This is a genomic window from Streptomyces camelliae (assembly GCF_027625935.1).
GTDB classification, from domain to species: domain Bacteria; phylum Actinomycetota; class Actinomycetes; order Streptomycetales; family Streptomycetaceae; genus Streptomyces; species Streptomyces camelliae.
Window position 1 is genome coordinate 2,913,804 of sequence record NZ_CP115300.1, and the last position, 22,851, is coordinate 2,936,654.

The 22,851-nt window shown below is 72.2% G+C and carries 19 protein-coding genes and 2 pseudogenes; 3 read left to right on the forward strand and 18 right to left on the reverse strand.

The features are described 5' to 3' along the window. Positions 1 to 27: 27 nt before the first annotated feature. The 12 genes and pseudogenes from O1G22_RS13085 to O1G22_RS13140 all read right to left on the reverse strand — a co-directional run. Entirely contained in the window at positions 28 to 3,075 is a 3,048-nt protein-coding gene (locus O1G22_RS13085; RefSeq protein WP_270086406.1) for a helix-turn-helix transcriptional regulator, read from the reverse strand. Positions 3,076 to 3,566: 491 nt separating this feature from the next. Beyond that, positions 3,567 to 3,758 carry a hypothetical protein gene (locus tag O1G22_RS13090; RefSeq protein ID WP_270081517.1) on the reverse strand — a complete coding sequence of 64 codons (192 nt, stop codon included), beginning with the start codon at positions 3,756 to 3,758 and terminating at the stop codon, positions 3,567 to 3,569. 196 nt (positions 3,759 to 3,954) lie between these two features. Further along, positions 3,955 to 4,572 (reverse strand): hypothetical protein, encoded by a 618-nt coding sequence (locus O1G22_RS13095; RefSeq protein WP_270081518.1) that lies wholly within the window; start codon positions 4,570 to 4,572, stop codon positions 3,955 to 3,957. A gap of 35 nt (positions 4,573 to 4,607) precedes the next feature. Next, entirely contained in the window at positions 4,608 to 5,183 is a 576-nt protein-coding gene (locus O1G22_RS13100; RefSeq protein WP_270086407.1) for a GNAT family N-acetyltransferase, read from the reverse strand. Then, positions 5,161 to 7,392 carry an MMPL family transporter gene (locus O1G22_RS13105; RefSeq protein WP_270081519.1) on the reverse strand — a complete coding sequence of 744 codons (2,232 nt, stop codon included), beginning with the start codon at positions 7,390 to 7,392 and terminating at the stop codon, positions 5,161 to 5,163. Before O1G22_RS13105 ends, O1G22_RS13100 begins: the two co-directional genes overlap by 23 nt. A gap of 204 nt (positions 7,393 to 7,596) precedes the next feature. Next, positions 7,597 to 7,953 carry a hypothetical protein gene (locus O1G22_RS13110; RefSeq protein WP_270081520.1) on the reverse strand — a complete coding sequence of 119 codons (357 nt, stop codon included), beginning with the start codon at positions 7,951 to 7,953 and terminating at the stop codon, positions 7,597 to 7,599. An 83-nt stretch (positions 7,954 to 8,036) separates the two neighbouring features. Next, positions 8,037 to 9,551: an Asp-tRNA(Asn)/Glu-tRNA(Gln) amidotransferase subunit GatB gene (gene gatB, locus O1G22_RS13115; protein WP_270081521.1), complete on the reverse strand. Its 1,515-nt coding sequence runs from the start codon at positions 9,549 to 9,551 to the stop codon at positions 8,037 to 8,039. Positions 9,552 to 9,567: 16 nt separating this feature from the next. Further along, a complete protein-coding gene (locus O1G22_RS13120) occupies positions 9,568 to 9,810 on the reverse strand; it encodes a hypothetical protein (protein ID WP_225099365.1) in 243 nt (80 codons plus the stop codon). Further along, a complete protein-coding gene (gatA, locus tag O1G22_RS13125) occupies positions 9,807 to 11,306 on the reverse strand; it encodes an Asp-tRNA(Asn)/Glu-tRNA(Gln) amidotransferase subunit GatA (protein WP_225099366.1) in 1,500 nt (499 codons plus the stop codon). Before gatA ends, O1G22_RS13120 begins: the two co-directional genes overlap by 4 nt. Positions 11,307 to 11,311: 5 nt before the next feature. Then, complete coding sequence (gatC, locus tag O1G22_RS13130; protein ID WP_270081522.1) at positions 11,312 to 11,608, reverse strand: Asp-tRNA(Asn)/Glu-tRNA(Gln) amidotransferase subunit GatC; 297 nt, start codon at positions 11,606 to 11,608, stop codon at positions 11,312 to 11,314. 161 nt (positions 11,609 to 11,769) lie between these two features. After that, on the reverse strand, positions 11,770 to 12,264 hold the full coding sequence (locus O1G22_RS13135) for a cupin domain-containing protein (protein ID WP_270081523.1): 495 nt from the start codon (positions 12,262 to 12,264) through the stop codon (positions 11,770 to 11,772). A 33-nt stretch (positions 12,265 to 12,297) separates the two neighbouring features. Further along, a pseudogene (locus O1G22_RS13140) lies at positions 12,298 to 12,475 on the reverse strand (DUF4267 domain-containing protein); the annotation flags it as partial. Positions 12,476 to 12,516: 41 nt separating this feature from the next. Here O1G22_RS13140 and O1G22_RS13145 point away from each other — a divergent pair. Further along, positions 12,517 to 12,942: pseudogene (locus O1G22_RS13145) on the forward strand (TetR-like C-terminal domain-containing protein); the annotation flags it as partial. Between the two features lie 174 nt (positions 12,943 to 13,116). Here O1G22_RS13145 and O1G22_RS13150 read toward each other — a convergent pair. From O1G22_RS13150 to O1G22_RS13170, 5 genes are all read right to left on the reverse strand, one after another. Next, positions 13,117 to 15,372 carry a putative bifunctional diguanylate cyclase/phosphodiesterase gene (locus O1G22_RS13150; protein WP_270081524.1) on the reverse strand — a complete coding sequence of 752 codons (2,256 nt, stop codon included), beginning with the start codon at positions 15,370 to 15,372 and terminating at the stop codon, positions 13,117 to 13,119. 259 nt (positions 15,373 to 15,631) lie between these two features. After that, positions 15,632 to 17,830: an NAD-dependent DNA ligase LigA gene (ligA, locus tag O1G22_RS13155; protein ID WP_270081525.1), complete on the reverse strand. Its 2,199-nt coding sequence runs from the start codon at positions 17,828 to 17,830 to the stop codon at positions 15,632 to 15,634. Positions 17,831 to 17,845: 15 nt separating this feature from the next. Then, positions 17,846 to 18,853: a methionine synthase gene (locus tag O1G22_RS13160; protein WP_270081526.1), complete on the reverse strand. Its 1,008-nt coding sequence runs from the start codon at positions 18,851 to 18,853 to the stop codon at positions 17,846 to 17,848. Positions 18,854 to 19,015: 162 nt separating this feature from the next. Next, positions 19,016 to 19,714 (reverse strand): SDR family oxidoreductase, encoded by a 699-nt coding sequence (locus tag O1G22_RS13165; protein WP_270081527.1) that lies wholly within the window; start codon positions 19,712 to 19,714, stop codon positions 19,016 to 19,018. A gap of 7 nt (positions 19,715 to 19,721) precedes the next feature. Further along, the gene (locus tag O1G22_RS13170; RefSeq protein WP_225099373.1) at positions 19,722 to 20,261 is read right to left on the reverse strand and encodes an LOG family protein; all 540 of its coding nucleotides are present in this window, start codon (positions 20,259 to 20,261) and stop codon (positions 19,722 to 19,724) included. 51 nt (positions 20,262 to 20,312) lie between these two features. On the opposite strand from O1G22_RS13170, the gene O1G22_RS13175 reads away from it, so the two are divergent. After that, positions 20,313 to 20,636: a DUF427 domain-containing protein gene (locus O1G22_RS13175; RefSeq protein WP_270081528.1), complete on the forward strand. Its 324-nt coding sequence runs from the start codon at positions 20,313 to 20,315 to the stop codon at positions 20,634 to 20,636. A 37-nt stretch (positions 20,637 to 20,673) separates the two neighbouring features. After that, on the forward strand, positions 20,674 to 21,456 hold the full coding sequence (locus tag O1G22_RS13180; RefSeq protein WP_270081529.1) for an alpha/beta fold hydrolase: 783 nt from the start codon (positions 20,674 to 20,676) through the stop codon (positions 21,454 to 21,456). An 86-nt stretch (positions 21,457 to 21,542) separates the two neighbouring features. Here O1G22_RS13180 and mnmA read toward each other — a convergent pair whose 3' ends face one another. Beyond that, entirely contained in the window at positions 21,543 to 22,667 is a 1,125-nt protein-coding gene (gene mnmA / locus O1G22_RS13185; protein WP_270081530.1) for a tRNA 2-thiouridine(34) synthase MnmA, read from the reverse strand. Between the last annotated feature and the right edge of the window lie 184 nt (positions 22,668 to 22,851).

The following is a 22,851-nucleotide window of genomic DNA, read 5'->3' on the forward strand; positions in this document are numbered from 1 at the left end:
CCTCACCGGTTTCCTCCAGCGTACGAGTCAGCCCGCCGTCGGCGCAGGGGCCGGCTCGGCCGGGAACAGGCCCATGCGGTGGGCCAGCGCCGCCGCCTCCCCTCTGCCCGAGACGCCGAGTTTGCTCAGGATGTTGGAGACGTGGACGCTCGCCGTCTTCGGGGAGATGAACAGCTCCCCCGCTATCTGGCGGTTGGTGCGGCCGGCCGAGACCAGGCGCAGGACGTCCCGCTCCCGGCTGGTGAGACCGAGGGCCGCGGCCGGGTCGGCGGAGGTCAGAGCCTGGCTCGGGACCCGGGTGAGGGTGAGGCGGGCGCGCTGGGCGAGCCGGGTGACCGCGTCGGCCAGGGGGCGGGCGCCGAGGTGGGCGGCGACCGCTCCGGACAGCCGGAGCAGTTCCACCGCGCGGTCGCGTGCGCCGTCGTCGCCGTCGGCTTCGGCGAGGAGGGCCGCGGCGAGGCGGCGGCGGACCCGGGCGAGGTCGTAGGGGCGGTCCAGACACTCGAAGGCGGTGACCACCGGTGACCAGAGCTCGGCGGTGTCCCGGCCCTGGGCGCGGAGCAGCTCGGCGCGCGTCCACTGGTCGTACGCCTGCCACAGCGGGGCACCCGTGGTGAGCGTGCGGACGGTCTCGGAGAGCCGGTCGAGGACCTCCGCGCGGCCGGGCCGGGCCGCGGGCAGTGTGCGGGTGTCGGCCTCGGCGCCGGCGGCGGCCAGCAGCAGCGGCCAGCCGTAGCGGTGGGTGCCGGGCGGGAACCCGGCGTCCAGGGCCTGGAGCAGCACGGCGCGGGCGTCGGCGACGCGGCCCTCCTCGGCGGCGATGCCCAGGGTGACGCGGGCCAGTGGCAGGAAGTGCTGGGGCATGGGGTCGTGGGTGCCGAAGTGGGCGCGGGCGGCGGCGAGATGCCGGCCGGCCTCGGCGAGGTCGCCGCGGGCGAGGGCGAGGTCCGCCAGGTGCAGGGCGCCCGCGCCCCGCGGCTGGGCGCCGTGGCCACCCCGGGCCGCGTGCGCGGCTGCCTCGGCCGCCTTGGGCCACTGGCCGAGCGCGAGGTGCGCCTCGGACAGGTTGCACCACATCCGGGCCTCGGAGTCCAGCAGCCCGTGGGCGCGGGCGAAGGCGATGCCCTCACGCAGCAGGGGCGCGGCCTCCCGGTCGAGGCCGACGGACTGCAGCTCGGACGGCAGGTTCACATACGCGCGGCCCGCCATCTGGCGCAGGCCCTCCGCGAGGGTGTCCTGGAGCACCTGCCGCATCTGTGCGAGGCCGGTGTCCGGGTCGCCGGAGTCCACCGTGAGACAACCGAGCGTGAGCCGTGCGTGCAGCTCGATCTCGCGGGCGCCCACCATGCGCGCGTACTCCACGGCCCGCTCGGCGGCGGCCAGGGCTTCGGGGCCGGGCCGGTGCAGCATGGACCAGTTGGCGGCGCGGGCCAGTACCTCGGCGTGCACCTCCGAGGGCGGCAGACCGCGCACCAGGTCCTGGGCGGTGGCCAGTTCGTGCCAGCCGTCGCCGCGGCCCAGGGCCTGGACGAGGCGGGAGCGCTGGATCCAGAACCAGGCGGCGCGCTGGGGGTCCGGCTCGTCCTCCAGCAACCGCAGCGCCCGCTTGGTGATCTTCAGCGCCCGTTCCCGCTCGCCGCCGAAGCGGCCCGCGACGGCGGCCTCGGCCATCAGGTCGAGCGGGCGCAGCGCAGTGGTGGCCGGGTCGCAGCCGCACGGTGGGTAGACCTCGGTGTAGTCGACCGGGCGCAGGGCGGAGCGGACCTCCTCGGGCACGCTGTCCCACAGCTCCATCGCCCGCTCCAGCAGCCCCAGTTGCTCGGTGTAGGCGTGCCGGCGGCGGGCCACGACGGAGGCGTCCAGGACGGCGGGCAGGGCCTTGGCCGCGTCGTGCGCGTGGTACCAGTAACTGGCCAGGCGCATCACGCGTGCGTCGGCCGGGACGAGCGTGGGGTCGGCCTCCACGGCTTCGGCGTAGCGGCGGTTGAGCCGGGAGCGCTCGCCGGGCAGCAGGTCGTCGGAGACGGCCTCGCGGACCAGGGAGTGCCGGAAGCGGTAGCCGTCGCCGGCCGGGGTGACGGTCAGGATGTTGGCGCCGACGGCGGCCCGCAGCGCCTCGATGAGGTCGTCCTCGCCGAGCCCTGTCACGGCGGCGATCAGCCGGTACTCCACGGTGGAGCCGCCCTCGGCGACGATCCGGGCGACCCGCTGGGCGCTCTCGGGCAGTGCCTCGACCCGGACCAGGAGCAGATCGCGCAGGGAGTCGGTGAGGCCGGCGCAGCGTCCGTCGCAGCCGGCGACGGCCAGTTCCTCGACGAAGAAGGCGTTGCCGTCGGAGCGTTCGAAGATCTCGTCCACGCGGGCGGGGTCGGGTTCGGCGGCGAGGATGCCGGCGATCTGGCGGGCGACCTCCTCGCGGGTGAAACGGGCGAGTTCGATCCGGCGGACCGTGCGCAACCGGTCCAGCTCGGCGAGCAGGGGACGCAGCGGATGGCGGCGGTGGATGTCGTCGGAGCGGTAGCTGGCGAGGACGAGGAGCCGGCCGGCGCGCAGGGTGCGGAAGAGATAGGCGAGGAGGTGGCGGGTGGAGGCATCGGCCCAGTGCAGGTCCTCCAGGACGAACACGACCGGCTGCTCGGCGGCGACCCGCTCCAGCAGCCGGGCGGTCAGCTCGAACAGGCGGGCCGTGCCCTGCTCGTCGTGCCGCCCGGCACCGGCCTCGCCCAGGTCGGGCAGGAGCCGGGCGAGCTCCTCGACCTGTCCGCTCGCGGCGGCGGCGAACCGCTCGGGCAGGGCGTCGCGCAGGGCGCGCAGCGCGGTGGAGAAGGGCGCGAACGGCAGCCCGTCCGCGCCGATCTCGACGCAGCCGCCGACGGCCACCACCGCGTGCCGGGCGGCCGCCGCGGCGAACTCCTCGACGAGGCGGGTCTTGCCGACGCCGGCCTCCCCGCCGAGCAGCAGCGCCTGCGGCTCGCCGGCGCGGGCGCGGGCGAGCGCGTCGTTCAGCGTGTCCAACTCGTCGGTGCGGCCTACGAACACGGGACTGACGGACCTGGTCTCCACGGGCCCGAGCATCGCACGAGGCCCGGGCGACGGGTCACCGGTTTTCCACAGGCCCGGTGCGATGGTCGTACTGACGGCCGGGAGGGCCGTGGTGGTCGCGACGGTCGTGGCGGTCCGGGCGGTGGTGGCGGTCGTGGCGGTCCGGGCGGTGGTGGCGGTCCGGGCAGTCGTGGCGGTCGCGGCAGCCCGGGCAGTCGCGGCGGCCCCGGCGGTCGCGGCAGTCATGGCGGCCCTGGCGGTCGTGGCAGTCGCGGCAGCCCGGGCGGTCGTGGCGAGCGCAGAAGTCGTGGCGGTCCCAACGGCCGTGACCGCCCCGGCAGTCTTGGTGGTCCCAACGGCCGTGGCCGCCCCGGCAGTCGTGGCGGGCGCGGCAGTCGAAGCGGGGGACGGAAGAGGGCCGACCCCCGTACGGCCCCCTTCCGCCCGGTCCTGGTCCGCCGCCCCGCCCCGGACCGCCGCAGGGTCCCTTTCCGCCGGCCCTCCCCCTTCCGCCGGCCCGGTGCTCATGCGGTGCGCGGGAGCCGCTGCCGGCGGGGCCGGTCGGTATGGGAGTCGGCGCCCGTGCTGTCGTGGCCGGCAGGTTCCGCGCGGCGGGCGGCGCGGCGGCCCCGGGTGACGGTGCGGGCCAGCCGCTCCTGCTCGGCCTCGCGGAGCAGCTGGGCGGTGTGCATCTTCTGGTACTCGATCTCGATCACGGCGTTTCCCTCGAAGAGAGTCGGTGTGGTGCGTCGCGTTCTGCGATGCCTCCACCTTCGTCCGGGAGGGGGGTGTGCCACATCGGGAGAGTTCCGCATCTTCGTGCCGCCCGCGGGCCGCACGCGCGCGTAAGGGGCCTTAGGGCATCCATAAGGTGCGCATGGATTCCCTAAGGCCCCTGGGACCTGCGCCTTCTCAGCCGGCCGAAGGCAGGCCGAGCAGGGCGTCGGAGTACTTCAGGACCGCCAGGAGAAGGCCGATGACACCGAGCGAGACACCCGCCCAGGCGACCGACCTGATCCAGTGCGCCTGCGGGCGGCCGGGGGTGCCGAACGCGGGCCGGGCGAGCACGACCACGCCGGTGAGCAGCGCGGCCAGCGCGAACAGGCCGGCCCACAGGGCGGTGCTGTGCCAGGCGTTGCCGTAGACCGCCTTGATCTGCGTGGCGACGCTCGCCGTAGAGGAGGTGCGCAGCTGGCCGACGAGCTGTTCGCGGGCGCCGGCGACCGTGCCGATCCAGCCACCGCTGAGCGAGACCAGGCCCAGCGCCGCGGAGACGACGGCACCGGCACCCTGCCCGACCCCGGACGGCACCTTGGCCTCCGGCTCGACGCCGTCCTCGTCGACGCCGTCCTCGTCGACGCCGTCCTCGTCGACGGCGTCCTCGTCGACGGCCTTCTCCTCGCCGGGCTCTTCCTGCTCGGCGTCCTCCTCAAGAGCCTCCGCCCGGGCGGCCTCGTCCTCGGTGGCGGCCTCCACCGCCGTCTCGTCGTCCTTGCGCGCCTCAGCGCCTGCCTCTGTCTTCGTTCCCATGCCCGGCACCGTACGGACGCCGTCTGAGAAGTCTCTTAATGATCGTTCTGCCCGCTACGCGCGCGTGCAGCCCGCCACTCCGGGGCGAGCACCGACCAGACCTCGGTGTCGTGGCGGACGCCGTGGTGCAGGTGGTTCTGGCGGAGCACCCCGTCGCGGGTCATGCCGAGCCGCCGGGCGACCGCGATGCTCGGCTGGTTGCCGGAGGCCGCATGCCACTCCACGCGGTGGATGCCCCGCTCCTCGACGGCCCAGTCGATGAGGATCCGCATCGCGCGGGTGATCAGTCCGCGCCCGGTCGCGGCGGGTTCCAGCCAGCAGCCGACCTCGCAGTTGCCGCGCTCGGCGTCGAAGTTCAGCGTCAGTACACCACCCACGAGCTTCCCGTCCAGCCAGATGCCGTGGTAGGAGGCGCTGTCGGCGGCGCGCAGATCGGCGTACCGCTGGAGCGTGGCCTTTGCGGAGTCCACGTCCGTGGCCTGCGAGCCGAACGGGATGAACTGCCCGATGAACTCCCTGCCGCGGTCCAGGTGGGCGAGGAACTCCTCGGCGTGCCAGACCTCCAGGGGCCGCAGTTCGGCGCCGTCGTCACCCAGGGATATCGCGTACATCATGTTCCTGTTCCTCCCCCAGCTCGGCCATCGAGACGGTCCCGAGCCTCTCATGGGCGGTGCGGCACTCGGGCGGCTCGATGCTGACGCGGGGCAGGCGGCGCTCCAGCCAGGCGGGCAGCCACCAGTTGGCGGGGCCCAGCAGATGCATCAGCGCGGGCACGAGCAGCGTGCGCAGCACGAAGGCGTCGAGGGCGACGGCGGAGGCGAGGGCGATGCCGAACATGGCGATGACCCGGTCACCGCTGAGCACGAAGGCGAGGAACACCGAGATCATGATGACCGCGGCGGAGTTGATGACCCGGCTGGTCTCGGCGAGGCCCACGCGGACGGCCCGCCGGTTGTCGCCGGTCTCCAGCCACTCCTCGTACATCCGGCTGACCAGGAAGACCTGGTAGTCCATGGAGAGGCCGAAGAGCACCGAGACCATGATCACCGGCAGGAACGGCTCGATGGGGCCGGCCCGGCCGAGGCCGAGCAGTTCGCTGCCCCAGCCCCACTGGAAGACGGCGACGACGATGCCGAACGCGGCGGCGACCGCGGCGACGTTCATCGCGGCGGCCTTCGCCGGGATGCCGAGCGAGCGGAAGGCGACCAGCAGCAGGAGACAGCCCAGCCCGACGACCGCGCCGATGAACAGCGGAAGTTTGCCGACGATCACATCCGCGAAGTCGTCGTAGCCTGCGGTCACCCCGCCGACCTGGACGTGGAGGGAGGTGCCGGTCTCCGCGCGGGGCAGCACGTGGGTGCGCAGCCGGTCCACGAGGTCGCTGGTGGCCTGCGACTGGGGCGCCGAGTCGGGTACGACCGTGAGGTAGGCGATGCCGCCGCCGGTGTCGTAGGCGGCCGGGGTGACGGAGGCGACGCCCCGGGTGGCGCGCAGGGTGGTGTCGAGGTTGTCCAGGGCGAGCTTGTCGGCGGCTCCGTCCACCCGGGTCACCAGGGTGAGCGGCCCGTTCACGCCCGGCCCGAAGCCCTCGGCGAGCAGGTCGTAGGCCTTGCGGGTGGTGGAGGTGCGCGGGTCGTTGCCCTGGTCGGAGGTGCCGAGGTGCAGGGAGAAGGTGGGCAGGGCGAGGACGGCGATGACGAGGACGGCGAGCGCGCCGAGCAGCTTGGGGTGGCGTTCGACCAGCGCCGACCAGCGGGCGGCGAGGCCCGTGGGCAGCTCCGGGCGCGGCCCGTGCTCGGCGAGCCGACGCCGCTCGCGGCGGCTGAGGGCGCGCGGTCCGATGTACGACAGCAGGGCGGGCAGCAGGGTGACCGAGGCGGCGACGGTGAGCACGACCGTCAGCGAGGCCGCGACGGCGACCCCGTTGAGGAAGCTCAGCCGCAGTATCAGCATTCCCAGTAGGGCGATGCACACCGTCGCACCCGCGAACACGACGGCACGTCCGGTGGTGGCGACGGCGTTCACGGCGGCCTCGGTGACGCTCAGGCCGCGTTTCAGTCCGCGCCGGTGTCTGGTCACTATGAACAGCGCGTAGTCGATGCCGACGCCGAGCCCGATCAGCATGCCCAGCATGGGTGCGAAGTCGGCGACGGTCATGGCGTGTCCGAGCAGCCCGATGCCGGCGTACGCGGTGCCGACGCCGACCAGCGCGGTGGCGATCGGCAGCAGGGAGGCGGCGAGCGAGCCGAAGGCGAGGAACAGCACGACGGCCGCGACGAGCACGCCGACCAGCTCGGCGGTGTGTTCGCGTGGGGACGCGGTGAGCCCGATCGCGCTGCCGCCCAGCTCCACCTGGAGCCCGTCGCCCTGGGCGGCCTTGGCGGTGCGCACCACGGCCTGGGCCTCGGACTTTCCGATCGCGTCCGACTGCTGGGTGAAGGTGACGGTGGCGTACGCCGTACGGCCGTCGGCGCTGATCCGCTGCGCGCCCTGGGCGCCGTACGGGCCGGACACCGAGGCCACGCCGGGCAGTGAGGCGATCCGGTCCAGGGTGCGGGTCATGGTCTGCTCGACGGCGGCGGCCCGGACGCTGCCGCCGGTGGTGTGCCAGACGACGGTGTCACTGTCCCCGCCCTGACCGGGGAAGCCCTCCTGGAGCAGCTGGGCCGCCCGGCCGGACTCGGTGCCCGGGACCTCGTAGTCGTTCGAGTACGACGTACCGGCGACGGCGGCGGCCGCGCTCACCCCGCCGAAGGCGAGAAGCCACAGCAGCACGGTGATCAGCCGGTGCCGGACACACCAACGGGCGAGGTCTGCCACGGACGTGCTCCCAGGATGACGATTTTTGGATCTTTGGCCGGGAACAATCGTCCATAAACTGAACTGCCCGCAAAGAACGGATGAGCAATCGCAGGACACTCTTGCAGGCGAAAGTGATCGTTTGCCGTGTTCGTGGGCTTCTTCACACGAGTGGGAGGGACGTCACAGGACACTTCGGCGAACTCTGTCGTGCCTCCGGACGCTTCAGCCGGGCTGGTCCCCCAGCGCCATGATCATCGTCCCGGCGATCAGCAGCCACAGGGCCCTGCGGGTACGGCCCCGGCCGCCGAGCAGCGCGGCGAGGGCGCAGACGGCGGCACCGAGGGCATAGGCGGCGGGGACGCGGGCGGGGGCGGCGGCGGTGAGCTTGAGCAGGGCTGCGGCGAGACCGGCGAGGGTCAGCAGCACACCGGTGCCGGCGGCGAGCCAGCGGGCCCGGCGGGCACCCTCGACGTGGTCCGCCGCTTCTTCGTCGCTGTCTTCCGCGATGTCGCTGTCTTCCGCGATGTCCTCGACGTCGGCTATCGCGGGTCGGGGGTCGGAATCGGTGCGTGCCCTCATGGCGGGCGAGCGTAGTACCTCCGGCCCGGGAGCAGGAGAACGGCCCCGGAGGACGTGCCTCCGGGGCCGTGCCGAGTGTGGGCTCAGCCCTCGCTGACGCCCAGCTTCGCCAGGATCAGCTCCTTGACGCGGGCCGCGTCGGCCTGACCCCGGGTGGCCTTCATGACCGCGCCGACCAGGGCGCCGGCCGCGGCCACCTTGCCGCCGCGGATCTTGTCCGCGACGCCCGGGTTGCCGGCGATGGCCTCGTCGACGGCCGTGCCGAGGGCCGAGTCGTCGGACACGACCTTCAGGCCGCGCTTGTCGACGACCTCGTCCGGGGTGCCCTCGCCCGCGAGGACGCCCTCGATGACCTGCCGGGCCAGCTTGTCGTTCAGGTCGCCCTTCGCGACGAGCTCGGTGACCCGGGCGACCTGCTGCGGCGTGATGGCCAGCTCGTCCAGTGCCTTGCCGGACTCGTTCGCGCTGCGCGCCAGTTCGCCCATCCACCACTTGCGGGCGGAGGCCGCGTCGGCACCGGCGTCGATCGTGGCGACGATCGGGTCCAGCGCACCGGCGTTGAGGATCGCCTGCATGTCGGTGGCCGAGATGCCCCACTCGGCGAGCAGCCGGGTACGGCGGACCAGCGGCAGCTCCGGCAGGGCCGCGCGGATCTCCTCGACCCACTCCCGGGAGGGGGCCACCGGCACCAGGTCCGGCTCGGGGAAGTACCGGTAGTCCTCGGCCTCCTCCTTCACGCGGCCCGAGGTCGTGGACCCGGTGTCCTCGTGGAAGTGGCGGGTCTCCTGGACGACCGTGCCGCCGTCGTTCAGTACGGCGGCGTGCCGCATGATCTCGAAGCGAGCCGCGCGCTCCACGGAGCGCAGCGAGTTGACGTTCTTCGTCTCGGAGCGCGTGCCGAACGTCGAGCTGCCCTTCGGCATCAGCGACAGGTTCACGTCGCAGCGCATCTGGCCCATCTCCATGCGGGCCTCGGACACGCCGAGGGCACGGATGACCTCGCGCAGCTCACGGACGTACGCCTTGGCCACCTCGGGGGCGCGCTCGCCGGCGCCGACGATGGGCTTGGTGACGATCTCGATGAGCGGGATGCCCGCGCGGTTGTAGTCCAGGAGCGAGTGCTGCGCGCCGTGGATACGGCCGGTCGCGCCACCCACGTGGGTGGACTTGCCGGTGTCCTCCTCCATGTGGGCGCGCTCGATCTCCACGCGGAAGGTCTCGCCGTCCTCCAGCTGCACGTCGAGGTAGCCGTTGAAGGCGATCGGCTCGTCGTACTGGGAGGTCTGGAAGTTCTTCGGCATGTCCGGATAGAAGTAGTTCTTCCGGGCGAAGCGGCACCACTCGGCGATCTCGCAGTTCAGCGCGAGACCGATCTTGATCGCGGACTCGACGCCGGTCGCGTTGACGACCGGGAGCGCGCCCGGCAGGCCGAGGCAGGTCGGGCAGGTCTGCGAGTTGGGCTCGGCACCCAGCTCGGTCGAACAGCCGCAGAACATCTTGGTCTTGGTGCCGAGTTCGACATGGACCTCAAGGCCCATGACGGGGTCGTAGGACGCCAGCGCGTCCTCGTACGACACCAGGTCGGTCGTGGTGGTCACGGTGAAAACTTCCCTCTCAGCCCAGCAGGACGTCGTCGTCGCCCAGCCGCTTCAGCTCGCGGTAGAGGATGGCGAGGCCGGTGACGATCGCGACGGCGGACACGGTGGCGTCGATCAACCTCAGCGTGTCCTGCTCGGCGCGGGCCTTCTTGATCTGCTTGGCGACACCGATCGCGCCGAACGCGGTGGTGGCCATCGACAGGTACGTACCGGACTTGGACTTCTTGAAGCCCTTGGCCTTGGACAGTGCCTTGCTCACAGCGACGGAGCCTCCTCCAGCAGCGGGTGTCCCCACTTTTCCACGAAGGCGGCCTCGACGGCGGCGCCCACCTTGTACAGGCGGTCGTCCTGCAGCGCCGGGGCGATGATCTGCAGGCCCACCGGGAGGTTGTCCTCCGGGGCGAGGCCGCAGGGCAGGGACATGGCCGCGTTGCCCGCCAGGTTGGTCGGGATGGTGCACAGGTCCGCGAGGTACATCGCCATCGGGTCGTCGGCGCGCTCGCCGATCGGGAAGGCGGTGGTCGGGGTCGTCGGCGAGACGATGACGTCGACCTGCTCGAAGGCCTTCTCGAAGTCCCGCGTGATGAGCGTGCGGACCTTCTGGGCGGAGCCGTAGTACGCGTCGTAGTACCCGCTCGACAGGGCGTATGTGCCGAGCATGATGCGGCGCTTGACCTCGGGGCCGAAGCCCGCCTCACGGGTGAGGGAGGTGACCTCCTCCGCCGAGCGGCCGCCGTCGTCGCCGGTCCGCAGGCCGTAGCGCAGGCCGTCGAAGCGGGCGAGGTTGGAGGAGCACTCGGAGGGGGCGATCAGGTAGTACGCCGACAGCGCGAGGTCGAAGGACGGGCAGTCCAGCTCGACGATCTCGGCGCCCAGCTCCTTCAGCAGCGCGACGGACTCGTCGAAGCGCTGGATGACACCGGCCTGGTAGCCCTCGCCGCGGAACTGCTTGACCACGCCGACGCGCATGCCCTGCACGGAGCCGTTCTTCGCGGCCTCGACCACCGGCGGGACCGGGGCGTCGATGGAGGTGGAGTCGAGCGGGTCGTGCCCGGCGATCACCTCGTGCAGCAGGGCGGCGTCCAGGACCGTACGGGCACAGGGCCCGCCCTGGTCCAGGGAGGACGAGAAGGCGACCATGCCGAAGCGGGACACCGCGCCGTACGTCGGCTTCACGCCGACCGTGCCGGTGACGGCGGCCGGCTGGCGGATGGACCCGCCGGTGTCCGTACCGATGGCGAGGGGCGCCTGGAAGGAGGCGAGCGCGGCGGAGGAACCGCCGCCCGAGCCGCCGGGGATCTTGGTGAGGTCCCAGGGGTTGCCCGTCGGGCCGTAGGCGCTGTTCTCGGTGGAGGACCCCATGGCGAACTCGTCCATGTTGGTCTTGCCGAGGATGACGACGTCGGCGGCCTTCAGCTTCTTGGTGAGGGTGGCGTCGTACGGCGGGATCCAGCCCTCCAGGATCTTCGAGCCGACGGTCGTGGGCACGCCCTCGGTGGTGAAGATGTCCTTGAGCGCGAGCGGGACGCCGGCCAGCGGGCCGAGCTTCTCCCCGCGCGCCCGCTTCTCGTCCACGGCGCGGGCCTGGGCGAGCGCGCCCTCGCGGTCGACGTGCAGGAAGGCGTGCACCTTCTCGTCGACGGCCTCGATCCGGGCGAGGTGGGCCTCGGTGACCTGGACGGCCGTGAGCTCGCCGGAGGCGATCTTCTCGGCGATCTGCGCGGCCGTGAGCTTGATGATGTTGCTGTCCGTCATGGTGGTCACTCCTCCCCCAGGATCTGCGGCACCTTGAAACGCTGCTGCTCCTGGGCCGGGGCGCCGGAGAGCGCCTGCTCGGGGGTGAGCGAGGGACGGATCTCGTCCGGCCGCATGACGTTCGTCAGCGGGAGCGGGTGCGAGGTCGGCGGTACGTCTTGGTCGGCGACCTCGCTGACGCGGGCGACCGCGCCGATGATGTCGTCGAGCTGTCCCGCGAAGTGGTCGAGTTCTTCGGGCTTCAGCTCCAGACGCGCCAGCCGGGCGAGGTGGGCGACCTCCTCGCGCGTGATGCCAGGCATGCAGCGATCCTCTGGGGTGAGTGTGTGTGGTTTGGGGCCGGGGGCCGGCGTCACATTTCTGCCGTCCGCCCGAAGCGCGGCAGGCGGAAATGTGACGCCAGTCCCCAATCCTATGGGGCAGGGCCCCGTGCCCGTGAAACGGTTTGCCGGGGCCCCGCCCGTCAGCCCCGGCGGCCTTCCCAGACCTCGCTCTTGAGGAAGTGGTTGTCGTACCGCTCCTGCACTTCGAGGATGCTCTCCGGAGTGGCCTCGCCGACGCGGATGCGCTGGAGGTGACGGAAGTACTCGAAGCGCTCGATGCCCGGGGTGAAGACGATGAGGATGTCCGCCGTGGCGTCCGGGACGGCGGCGAAGGCGTGCGGCTTCTCCGGCGGGACGATGACGAGATCGCCGCGCTCGGCGGTGACGATGTCGTCTCCGGACAGGATCTCGGCGGACCCGTCGAGCAGGTAGAACATCTCCGCCCCGGTGTGGTGGAGGTGCGGCCGCGCTCCGTCGGCGCCCTCGGCCAGGGTGACGCGCACGGTGGACAGCGCCCCGCCGGTCGCACTGCGGTCGGCCAGGAGCTGGACGCCGACGGGGGTGTCCCCGACCACCTCGGCCTCGACGCCGCGCACGATCACGGAATCGTCGAACTTCGGCACGAACAGTGACATGACGTTCCCTCCTGCTGATGTCGTGTGAGGTCGTCAGACCGCGAAGAGCAGTCCGGCGCCGATCAGGACAACGATCGCGGTGGCGAAGTGGATCCCGAACGCCACGGCTTTCGTCCCGCCGTTGCGCAGCACGATGAACATGTCGCCGAACGGTACGAGTGCCACGGCGAGCATGAACCACGCCTCGGCCCGCGTCTCCGGCGAAGGCGAGTCATTCAACGCTGGGATTGAGAGCAAAGCTAGAAGATCTGCAGCCGCTTCAAGGGCAAGGACGCGATCATGGCGGCGGTCGCGGTCCAGGGCTGCGCCGACCTGGCGGCAGAGCTACGGCAGGCGCGCGCCGCCGCACAGGGCACACGCGAGGCGCTCGCGGCCATCGCCCGCACGTACACGGCCTTCGCCCGCCGCCGGCCCGCCCTCTACGACGCGATGTTCACCCACCTGGTGGACCTGCCGTTCGCGACGGAGGAGGCACCGGCGCCGCTCAAGGAGGCGTTCGGCGAGCTGCTCGTCGTGGTGGAGCCGACGGCGCACGAGGGAGAGGACCCCGGGCTGCCGACGGAGACGTTCTGGGCGGCCCTGCACGGTCTGGCGACACTGATGCGGAGCGGCCGGCTGCCGGAGGATGGGCACGAGCGAAGGCTGGAGCTGCTGATCGGCCACTTCAGCGCCCCGTAGGGGCGCGGGGCTGTGTCGATGTGCGGCTGCGCCGCGATGGGTCCCCCGGGTTCGAGCGAAGCCGAGAATGTGGGGGAGCGACCAGCCACGACGAACCGGCAGCCGCCGACGGCGAACGGACCCCCTGGGGCGAGGGCCCGCCGCCCGGCCGAGTCGAACCGCGGGTGGGAGAGGCTATTCGGCGGCCGGCAGCGCCGCACGCGGCCGCTGCCAGCCCCGGGACCCGCGCGCCCGCAGCCACGCCGTGGTCTCCTCGGGCGGCATCGCCGCTGCCACGAGCCACCCCTGCACGGCATCACACCCCAGATCCCGCAACCGCTCCCACGTCTCGTCGTCCTCCACACCCTCGGCGACGACGAGCAGCCCCAGCGAGTGCGCGAGATCCACGGTGCACCGCACGATCTCCGCGTCCTCCGCGTCGACGGCCAGCCGGGCCACGAAGGAGCGGTCGATCTTCAGCTCGCTCACCGGCAGCCGCCGCAGATGGACCAGGGAGGAGTACCCGGTGCCGAAGTCGTCCAGCGACATCTTCACCCCGTGCCCGGTGAGCCCGGCGAGGGTGTCGGCGGCGCGCTGCGGGTCCTCCAGCAGCACATGCTCGGTTATCTCCAGCTGCAAGGCGCCCGCGGGGACCCCGTGCCGGGCCAGCCGCGCAGCGACCGATCCGGCGAAACCGGGCGTGTGGACATCGCGGGGCGAGACGTTCACCGCCACCGGCACCCGCAGCCCCTGCGCCCGCCACCGGGCGACCTGTCCGAGCGCGGTCTCCAGCACGTACTCCGTCAGATGGGGCATCAGCCCGGAGGACTCGGCGATCGCTATGAACTCGTCCGGCGGCACCTTCCCGCGCTCGGGGTGCACCCAGCGCACCAGCGCCTCCAGGCCGGCGACCTGGCCGTCGAAGCGCACCTTGGGCTGGTAGTGCAGCTGCACCTCGTGCGCGTCCAGCGCCCGGCGCAGATCGCCCAGCAGGCCGAGCCGGTCGGGGGTGTTGGAGTCCCGCTTGGACTCGTAGACCTCGACGCCCGTACGGTCCCGCTTCGCCTGGTACATCGCCACGTCCGCCCGGCGCAGCAGGCCTTCGGCGTCCAGGGCGTGGTCGGGGAAGACGGCGACGCCCGCGCTGGCCTCCAGGACGAGGGTGAGGCCGTCGAGGTCCAGCGGGGAGCTGAGGGCGGTGACGAGGCCGCGGGCGACGCGCGTGGCCGACGTGGTGGAGTCGGCGACGGGCAGTAAGACCGCGAACTCGTCCCCGCCGAGCCGCGCGGCCTCCGCGCCGCGCGGCAGGGCGATCCGCAGCCGGTCGGCTATCTGAAGCAGCAGCCGGTCACCGGCGAGATGACCGAGGGTGTCGTTCACCGAACGGAAGCGGTCGAGGTCGATCAGCATGAGGGCGGAGCGGGCGCCGATGCGTTCGGCGTCGTCGAGGGCGGTCCAGATCCGCTCCAGCAGCCACTGCCGGTTGGGCAGCCCGGTCAGCGGGTCGCGCAGCTGTTCCTCGGCACGCGCGCGTGCCATCCACAGCGTGGAGTCGAGGGCGATGAGCGGGATGGCGAACAGTGGCAGCAGGACCGGCTCGGCGTCGGCGACGACGCACAGCAGGGGCGCGATGCCGAGCAGGGCGACGGCTATCAGGCCTTGTCTGACCAGGGAGGCGCGGTGGACCGCGGGCACCTTGCCGCCGTGCGGGGCGTGCAGGTACCACAGCAGGCCACGGCTGACGGCGAGATAGGCGACGGCGACGAGGACGACCTCGGGCACGGTGGCGATGCTCCAGCTGCCGGGCCGCCAGGGCGTCTCGACGCTCGGGACGCGGCCGAAGGCGCCGAGCAGCAGGGCGCCGGTGCCGATGCCGAGGAGGTCCACCGCGCCGTGCAGGACGCCCTGGCGCCAGCGGTGGCGGCGGGCGATGCCGACCAGGACGACGACGGTGAGGCTGACCATGCCGGCGGGCACCCAGCCGTAGAGCAGCAGGACGGCGAGGGTGAGGGCGGCGCCGGAGCCGGTGCCGCCCCACCAGCGGGCACGGCCCAGCATGACGAGGTGACCGACGATGACGCCGGTGAGCAGGGCCAGCGACCAGCCGACGGTGCCGCCCGGGAAGAGGGCGTGGTGGCCGGTGAAGGCGCGGTAGAAGCCGGCGCCCAGGACGAGTGCGGCGGCGGCCATGACGGCCGCGGGCAGTGCGGGCCAGGACGGCTGCCGTTCGGTGTCCGGGCCGGTGCCGACGCCGGTCAGGGCGCGGGCGGGTTCGAGGGCGGTCAGGGGTATCGGCGGATGGGCCTCGGCGACGGCGCCCGGTCCGGCCAGGCGCGCCCGGCCCGCCGGGCGTCCGCTGTCCCGTCCCGTCCACCGGGTCCCGCGCCAGGCGGCCGCGCGACGGCGCAGGCGCAGCCGCGAGTCCGGGGCGATGCTCTCGGTCGGTTCCATTCCCGTCCCTCTCACACCCGGCGGTGCCCACGCCACGCGGCCCGACGTCCGTCACCCATCAGCGGCTCCGCGTTGAAGAAACGTTCCCCGCGCCTTGGGAGCGCGCGGGGATGCCCCGACCGCAGCTGGGCACGGCAGGTGCACACCTCAACAGTAGGCCGCTGAAGGCTTCCACGGGCACCGGTCGGCAACGGTTGCCCGAATGCGCCCAGGCCACCCGTATGCATCTGATATGCGCCGATCGGGTGGCCTTCAACCGCTACTCCTCGGTCGGAAGCGCGACTTCGGCCGCGGCGTCCGGGCCCTGCTCCAAGAGGACCGAGAAACCATCTTCGTTCAGGACCGGGACCTTCAATTGCATGGCTTTGTCGTACTTCGATCCGGGGTTGTCACCCACAACGACGAACGAGGTCTTCTTCGATACCGATCCGGTCACTTTTGCGCCCCGGCTCTGCAGTGCCTCCTTGGCGCCGTCCCGGGTGAAGTTCTCCAGCGTGCCGGTGACCACGACGGTCAGCCCCTCCAGCGGGCGCGGGCCCTCGTCCTCGCCGGTGGCCTCGTCCTCAAGCGGGACTCCGGCGGCCTTCCACTTGCGGACGATCTCGCGATGCCACTCCTCGGCGAACCATTCCTTGAGCGCCGTGGCGATGATGGGGCCGACGCCGTCGGTGGTCGCCAGCTCCTCCTCCGTGGCCTGTTCGATACGGTCGATGGAACGGAACTCGCGCGCGAGGGCCTGCGCGGCCACCGGTCCGACGTGCCGGATGGACAGTCCGTTGAGGAACCGGGCCAGCGGGCGCTGCTTGGCCGCCTCGACGTTCTCCAGCAGGGCGAGGGTGTTCTTCTTCGGCTCGCCCTTCTGGTTGGCGAAGACCGTGACGACCTTCTCCTCGCCCGTCTTCGGGTCCCGCTTGGGCAGACCGCTGTCGGGGTCGAGGACATAGGCCTTGATGGGCAGCAGCTTCTCCACCGTCAGGTCGAACAGGTCGCCCTCGTCCACCAGCGGCGGGTCGGCCGGCTCCAGCGGCCGGGTCAGCGCGGCGGCGGCCACCGCGCCGAAGCCCTCGATGTCCAGGCACTCGCGGCCCGCCAGGTAGGACACGCGCTCGCGCAACTGGGCCGGGCACGTACGCGCGTTGGGGCAGCGGAGGTCGATGTCGCCCTCCTTCATGGGCCGCAGCGCCGTGCCGCACTCGGGGCACTCGGCCGGCATCACGAACTCCCGCTCGCTGCCGTCCCTGAGGTCGACCACCGGCCCGAGGATCTCCGGGATGACGTCACCGGCCTTGCGGATGACGACCGTGTCCCCGATGAGGACGCCCTTGGCCTTGACGACCTCCTGGTTGTGCAGGGTGGCGAACTCGACCTCGCTGCCCGCGACCGTGACCGGCTCGACCTGGGCGTACGGCGTGACGCGGCCGGTGCGGCCGACGCCCACCTTGATGTCGATGAGCTTGGTGTTGACCTCTTCCGGCGCGTACTTGTACGCGATCGCCCAGCGGGGCGCTCGCGCGGTGGAGCCGAGGCGGCCCTGGAGGCGGATCTCGTCGAGCTTGATGACGGCGCCGTCGATCTCGTGCTCCACGGAGTGGCGGTTCTCGCCGTCGTAGTGGGCGATGAACTGCCGTACGCCGTCGAGGTCGTCCACCACGCGGTTGTGCGGGGAGGTGGGCAGGCCCCAGGTCTTCAGCAGGTCGTACGCCTGGGAGAGGCGGGTCATGCCCGTGAAGCCCTCCAGGGCGCCGATGCCGTGGACGACCATGTGCAGCGGGCGGGTGGCGGTGACCCGCGGGTCCTTCTGGCGCAGCGAACCGGCGGCTGCGTTGCGGGGATTGGCGAACGGCTTGTCACCGGCCGCGACCAGGCGTTCGTTCAGTTCGAGGAACTTCTCCATCGGGAAGTAGACCTCGCCGCGGATCTCCACGAGGTCCGGCACCTTGTCGCCCCCCAGACGGTCCGGGATCTCGGCGATCGTACGGACGTTGGGCGTGATGTCCTCACCGGTGCGGCCGTCGCCACGGGTGGCCGCGCGCGTGAGGCGGCCGTTCTCGTACGTCAGGTTGACCGCGAGGCCGTCGACCTTCAGCTCGCACAGGAAGTGGTACTCCTGGTCGCCGAGTTCGCGCGCGATACGGTCGGCCCAGGCGGCCAGCTCGTCGTCGTTGAAGGTGTTGTCGAGCGACAGCATGCGCTGGCGGTGCTCGACCGCCGTGAACTCCGTCGCGTACGACCCCGCGACCTTCTGGGTGGGCGAGTCCGGGGTGCGCAGCTCCGGATACTGCTCCTCCAGGGCCTCCAGGGACTTCAGGAGCTTGTCGAACTCCGCGTCGCTGATGACGGGAGCGTCCTTCACGTAGTACCGGAAGCGGTGCTCCTCGACCTGCTCCGCCAGCTGCGCGTGCCTGTCCCGTGCCTCGGCGGGCACTGCCGTCTCCGCCTGCTGCTTGTCGCCGGCCACCGTGTTGTCCTCCCGTTACTCTGGGTTGTCCGCGAGGGATCTCGCCGCCCGGACGCAGTGGGCGAGCGCCTGGCGCGCGTAGGCGGGGGAAGCGCCTGCCAGACCGCACGCCGGGGTCACCGTGACGGCCTGCGCGAGCAGCCCTGGTCGCAGCCCCAGCCTGCGCCACAGCGTCCTGACACCCATGACGCTACCGGCAGGGTCTGACAATGGGCCGTCCGTGCCCGGTACGACACCGGCGAACAGCCTTGTGCCGGCCTCGACGGCCTCGCCGATGACATCGTCGTCACGCTCGGTGAGGAGCGAGAAGTCGAAGGCGACGGCGGCCACGCCGGCCCGGCGCAACAGGGCGAACGGCACGTCGGGGGCGCAGGAGTGGACGACCACGGGGCCGTCGTCGTGCACGCCGACGACATCCCGGAGCGCGGCCTCCACGAGCTGGCGGTCGACGGCGCGGTGGGTGCGGTAGCCGCTGGCGGTGCGGACCTGGCCGCGCAGGACGGCGGTGAGCGAGGGCTCGTCGAGCTGGAGGACGAGGCGGGCGCCGGGGATGCGGCGCCGTACCTCGGCGAGGTGGAGGCGGAGGCCCTCGGTGAGGGAGGCGGTGAGGTCACGGCAGGCGCCGGGGTCGGAGAGGGCGGCCTCGCCGTTCTTCAGCTCCAGGGCGGCGGCGAGCGTCCAGGGGCCGACGGCCTGCACCTTGAGGTCGCCCTCGTACCCTTGCGTGAACTCCTCCAGGGCGTCCAGGTCCTCGCCCAGCCAGGACCGGGCACGCTTGGTGTCCCGGCCCGGCCGGTCCCCGATCCGCCAGCCGCTGGGCTCCACGCGCGCGTACAGCTCGACCAGCATCCCGGCGGTGCGGCCGATCATGTCGGCGCCGGGCCCGCGCGCGGGCAGCTCGGCGAGGAACGGGAAGTCCTCGAAGCTTCCGGTGACTGTCTTGGCGGCTTCCCTGGCGTCGCCGCCGGGCATGGACCCGATGCCGGTGGCCGGGGGGAACGTGAACTCGCTGCTCTCACTCACTCCGGAAGGGTATGCCGTGGCCGTACAAGGGGGCTCCGCCCCTGGACCCCCGCCTGTGCCCGCCCACCACCCGACCCGGTCGGCTGAAGAGCGCGGCCCCGGTCCGGGACCAGGTCTGTGCCGGCCAGGCCCGGATCGTGGCGGCGTCGGCGGCCTTGGAGGTCACCGGCCCGGCCGTACCGTCAGGTCGTTGACCTCGGCGTCCCTGGGCAGGTCCAGGGCCATGAGGATCGTTGTGGCGACCGACTCGGGATCGATCCACTTCGCGGGGTCGTAGTCCTTGCCCTCCTGCTGGTGGACCTTGGTCTGCATGGGGGTGGCCGTGCGGCCCGGGTACACCGTGGTGACGCGGACGCCGGCTGCGTGTTCCTCCTGGCGCAGGGAGTCGGCCAGGGCCTTCAGGCCGTGTTTCGAGGCGGCGTAGGCGGACCAGCCCGCGTGGGCGCTCAGGCCGGCCCCTGAGTTGACGAAGATCACATGGCCGCGGGCGGCGCGCAGCTGGGGCAGGAAGTGCCGGGTCAGCTCGGCCGGGGCGATCAGGTTGACGTTGAGCTGGTGGTGCCAGGACTTGGTGGTCAGGTCGCCGACCTCGCCCAGGTCGACGACCCCGGCGATGTGGAGCAGGGAGTCCACCCGGTCGGGGAGCGTCTGGTGGGAGAACGCCCAGGAGAGCCGGTCCGGGTCTGCCAGGTCGCCCACCAGGGTGCGGGCGCCGGGGAACTCGGCCGCCAGCTCCTTCGCGCGGCCCGCGTCGCGCGCGTGCAGGACGATGTCGTCCCCGCGCGCGTGCAGCCGGCGGGCGACGGCGGCGCCGATGCCGGAACCGGCGCCGGTGATCACATGAGTAGCCATGCCCGCCATGCTCGCATCAGCGGGCGCCCAGGTGGCCTTCCAGGTGGGCCAGCGCGGCGACGGGTTCCTCGGCGAAGTACATCAGCTCGGCCAGCGGACGCGGCAGGAAGCCCTCGGCCTCCATGCGGCGGAACTGCTCCTTGAGGCCGTCGTAGAAGCCCGCGGTGTTCAGCAGCACGACCGGCTTCTCGGTGCGGCCGTGCTTCTTCAGCTCCAGGATCTCCGTGGCCTCGTCCAGCGTACCGGTGCCGCCCACCATGATCACCACGGCGTCGGCCTTCTCCAGCAGCAGCTTCTTGCGCTCGGCGAGGTCGGCGGCGATGACCATCTCGTCGGCGCCCGGCCGCGCCTTGTTCGCGAGGAAGTCCACGGACACGCCCAGCAGCCTGCCGCCCGCCTCGTGCACCCCGTCGGCGACGACCTTCATCAGACCGACGTTGGAGCCGCCCCACACCAGGGTGTGGCCGGCCTTGCCGAGCAGTTCCGCGAACTCGCGCGCGGGGCGCGTGTAACGCTCGTCGAGGTCGGCGGCGGACAGGAAGACGCAGATGTTCATGGCCCCCACCGTACGCGGGAAGAACCGGGCGCCCGCCGGTGCTGTCCGGATATGACCGAAGGACACACCATCACCATCGAGCAGGGCGAGCGGCACGTGCGCGTGGTGCACGGCGATCTGGTGCTCGCGGAGTCCGACCGTCCCCTGGTGCTGCGCGAGACGGGCTGTCCCGCGCGGTACTACATCCCCGCCGAGGACGTACGCCTCGACCTGCTGACCCCCTCGGACACCCACACCGTCTGCCCCTTCAAGGGCACGGCGTCGTACTGGTCGCTGCCGGACGCGCCGGACCTGGTCTGGGCGTACCCCGACCCCAAGCCGGGAGTCTCGGAGATCAAGGATCACTTCTGCTTCTACGACGTCGACGTGTCGTGAGCGATGAGTCCATGCGGGTACGGCAGTCTGCACCGACATGGACAAGAAGACGACTTCCCGCGACGGCACCGCCCTCGCGTACGAAGTGACCGGCCAGGGGCCCGCGGTGATCCTGGTGTGCGGCGCGATGTCCACCGGCGGCACCGTGGCACCCCTGGCCGCCCGGCTCGCGGACCGCTGCACGGCCGTCGTGTACGACCGCCGGGGCCGCGGCGCGAGCGGGGACACGGCGCCGTACGAGGTCGCGCGTGAGGTGGAGGACCTGGCCGCGCTGCTCGACGCGGTCGGCGGGGACGCCTCGCTGTTCGGGGTCTCCTCGGGCGGTGCGCTGGTGCTCCGCGCGGCGGCGAGCGGGCTGCCGCTGCGCCGGGCGGCGGTGTACGAGGTGCCGTACGCCGACTTCCTCCAGGGCGGCGCCGAGCGCGAGGCCGTGTACAAGGAGCAGCTGAGCAAGGCACTGTCCGACGGCCGGCGCGGGGACGCGGTGGAGCTGTTCCTGCGGCTGACCGGGCTCGGCGAGGAGATGATCCAGGGAGCCCGGCAGTCGCCGATGTGGGCCGGCATGGAGGCCGTGGCACCGAGTCTCGCGTACGACGACGCCGTCATGGGCGACGGACTGCTCCCGCGCGAGCGGCTCGCGGCGGTCTCCGTGCCGGTGCTGTCCGTCGTGGGCGGGGCGAGCCCGGAGTGGATGCACCGGTCGGCCCAGGCCGTCGCGGAGGCGGTGCCCCAGGGCACCTACCGGGTGCTTCCGGGGCAGACCCACATGGTGGAGCCGGCGGTGCTGGGGCCGGTGCTGGCCGACTTCTTCACCGGCTGAGGATTCACCGGCTGCTGAGGATTCACCGGCTGAGGATCCGGCGGCGTACCCCCGGAGAGCCACGCCGCCGACGTACCCCGTGAGAGCTACACCGCGGACGCTGTCGCGCGCGTGGTCGTCGCGATCGTCGCCGAGCCGACCACGCGCGTGCCGTCGTACAGGACGATCGCCTGGCCGGGGGCGACACCCCGGACCGGCGCGGTGAAGGTGACGCGGAGTTCGCCGTCGACCGGCTCCGCGGTGACCTCGGTCTCGCCGCCGTGGGCGCGCAGCTGGGCGGTGTAGGTGCCGGGGCCGGTGGGGGCGGTGCCGCACCAGCGGGGCTTGATCGCGGTCAGGGCGGTGACGTCCAGGGCGGCCGCGGGGCCGACGGTGACCGTGTTGGTCACCGGGGAGATGTCGAGGACGTAGCGCGGCTTGCCGTCGGGGGCCGGGGTGCCGATCCGCAGGCCCTTGCGCTGGCCGATGGTGAAGCCGTACGCCCCCTCGTGCGTGCCCAGCTTGGCGCCGGACTCGTCCACGATGTCGCCCTCGGCCCTGCCCAGGCGCTGGGCGAGGAAGCCCTGGGTGTCGCCGTCGGCGATGAAGCAGATGTCGTGCGAGTCGGGCTTCTTGGCGACCGCCAGCCCGCGCCGCTCGGCCTCCGCGCGGATCTCGTCCTTCGTCGTCACCGTGTCACCGAGCGGGAACATGGCGTGCGCGAGCTGCCGGTCGTCCAGCACACCGAGGACGTACGACTGGTCCTTGGCCATGTCGGACGCGCGGTGCAGCTCACGGGAGCCGTCCTCGCGCACGATCACCTTGGCGTAGTGGCCCGTGCACACCGCGTCGAAGCCCAGCGCGAGCGCCTTGTCGAGCAGCGCGGCGAACTTGATCTTCTCGTTGCAGCGCAGGCAGGGGTTGGGGGTGCGGCCGGCCTCGTACTCGGCGACGAAGTCCTCGACCACGTCCTCGCGGAAGCGGTCGGCGAGGTCCCAGACGTAGAACGGGATGCCGATGACGTCGGCCGCGCGGCGGGCGTCGCGCGAGTCCTCGATGGTGCAACAGCCCCGCGCGCCGGTGCGGAAGGACTGCGGGTTCGCGGAGAGCGCGAGGTGGACGCCGGTGACGTCGTGGCCGGCTTCCGCGGCGCGCGCGGCGGCTACGGCGGAGTCGACTCCGCCGGACATGGCGGCGAGGACGCGGAGGGGGCGCTGCGGGGTCTCAGTCATAGCCCCTCCAGGGTACGGGGCCCGGGAGGAGCCCCCGAAAAGTTTGAAGCGGCTGAAAAAATCAAGGCCAGACCCCTTGCGCACGATAGGTCCCGATTTATCCTTGTATTAGACCTACAAGACGAGTGAGGGAGTTCAAGCGGAGTAGCCGACTTCAGCGAGAGATACAGGATCTCCCTTCACC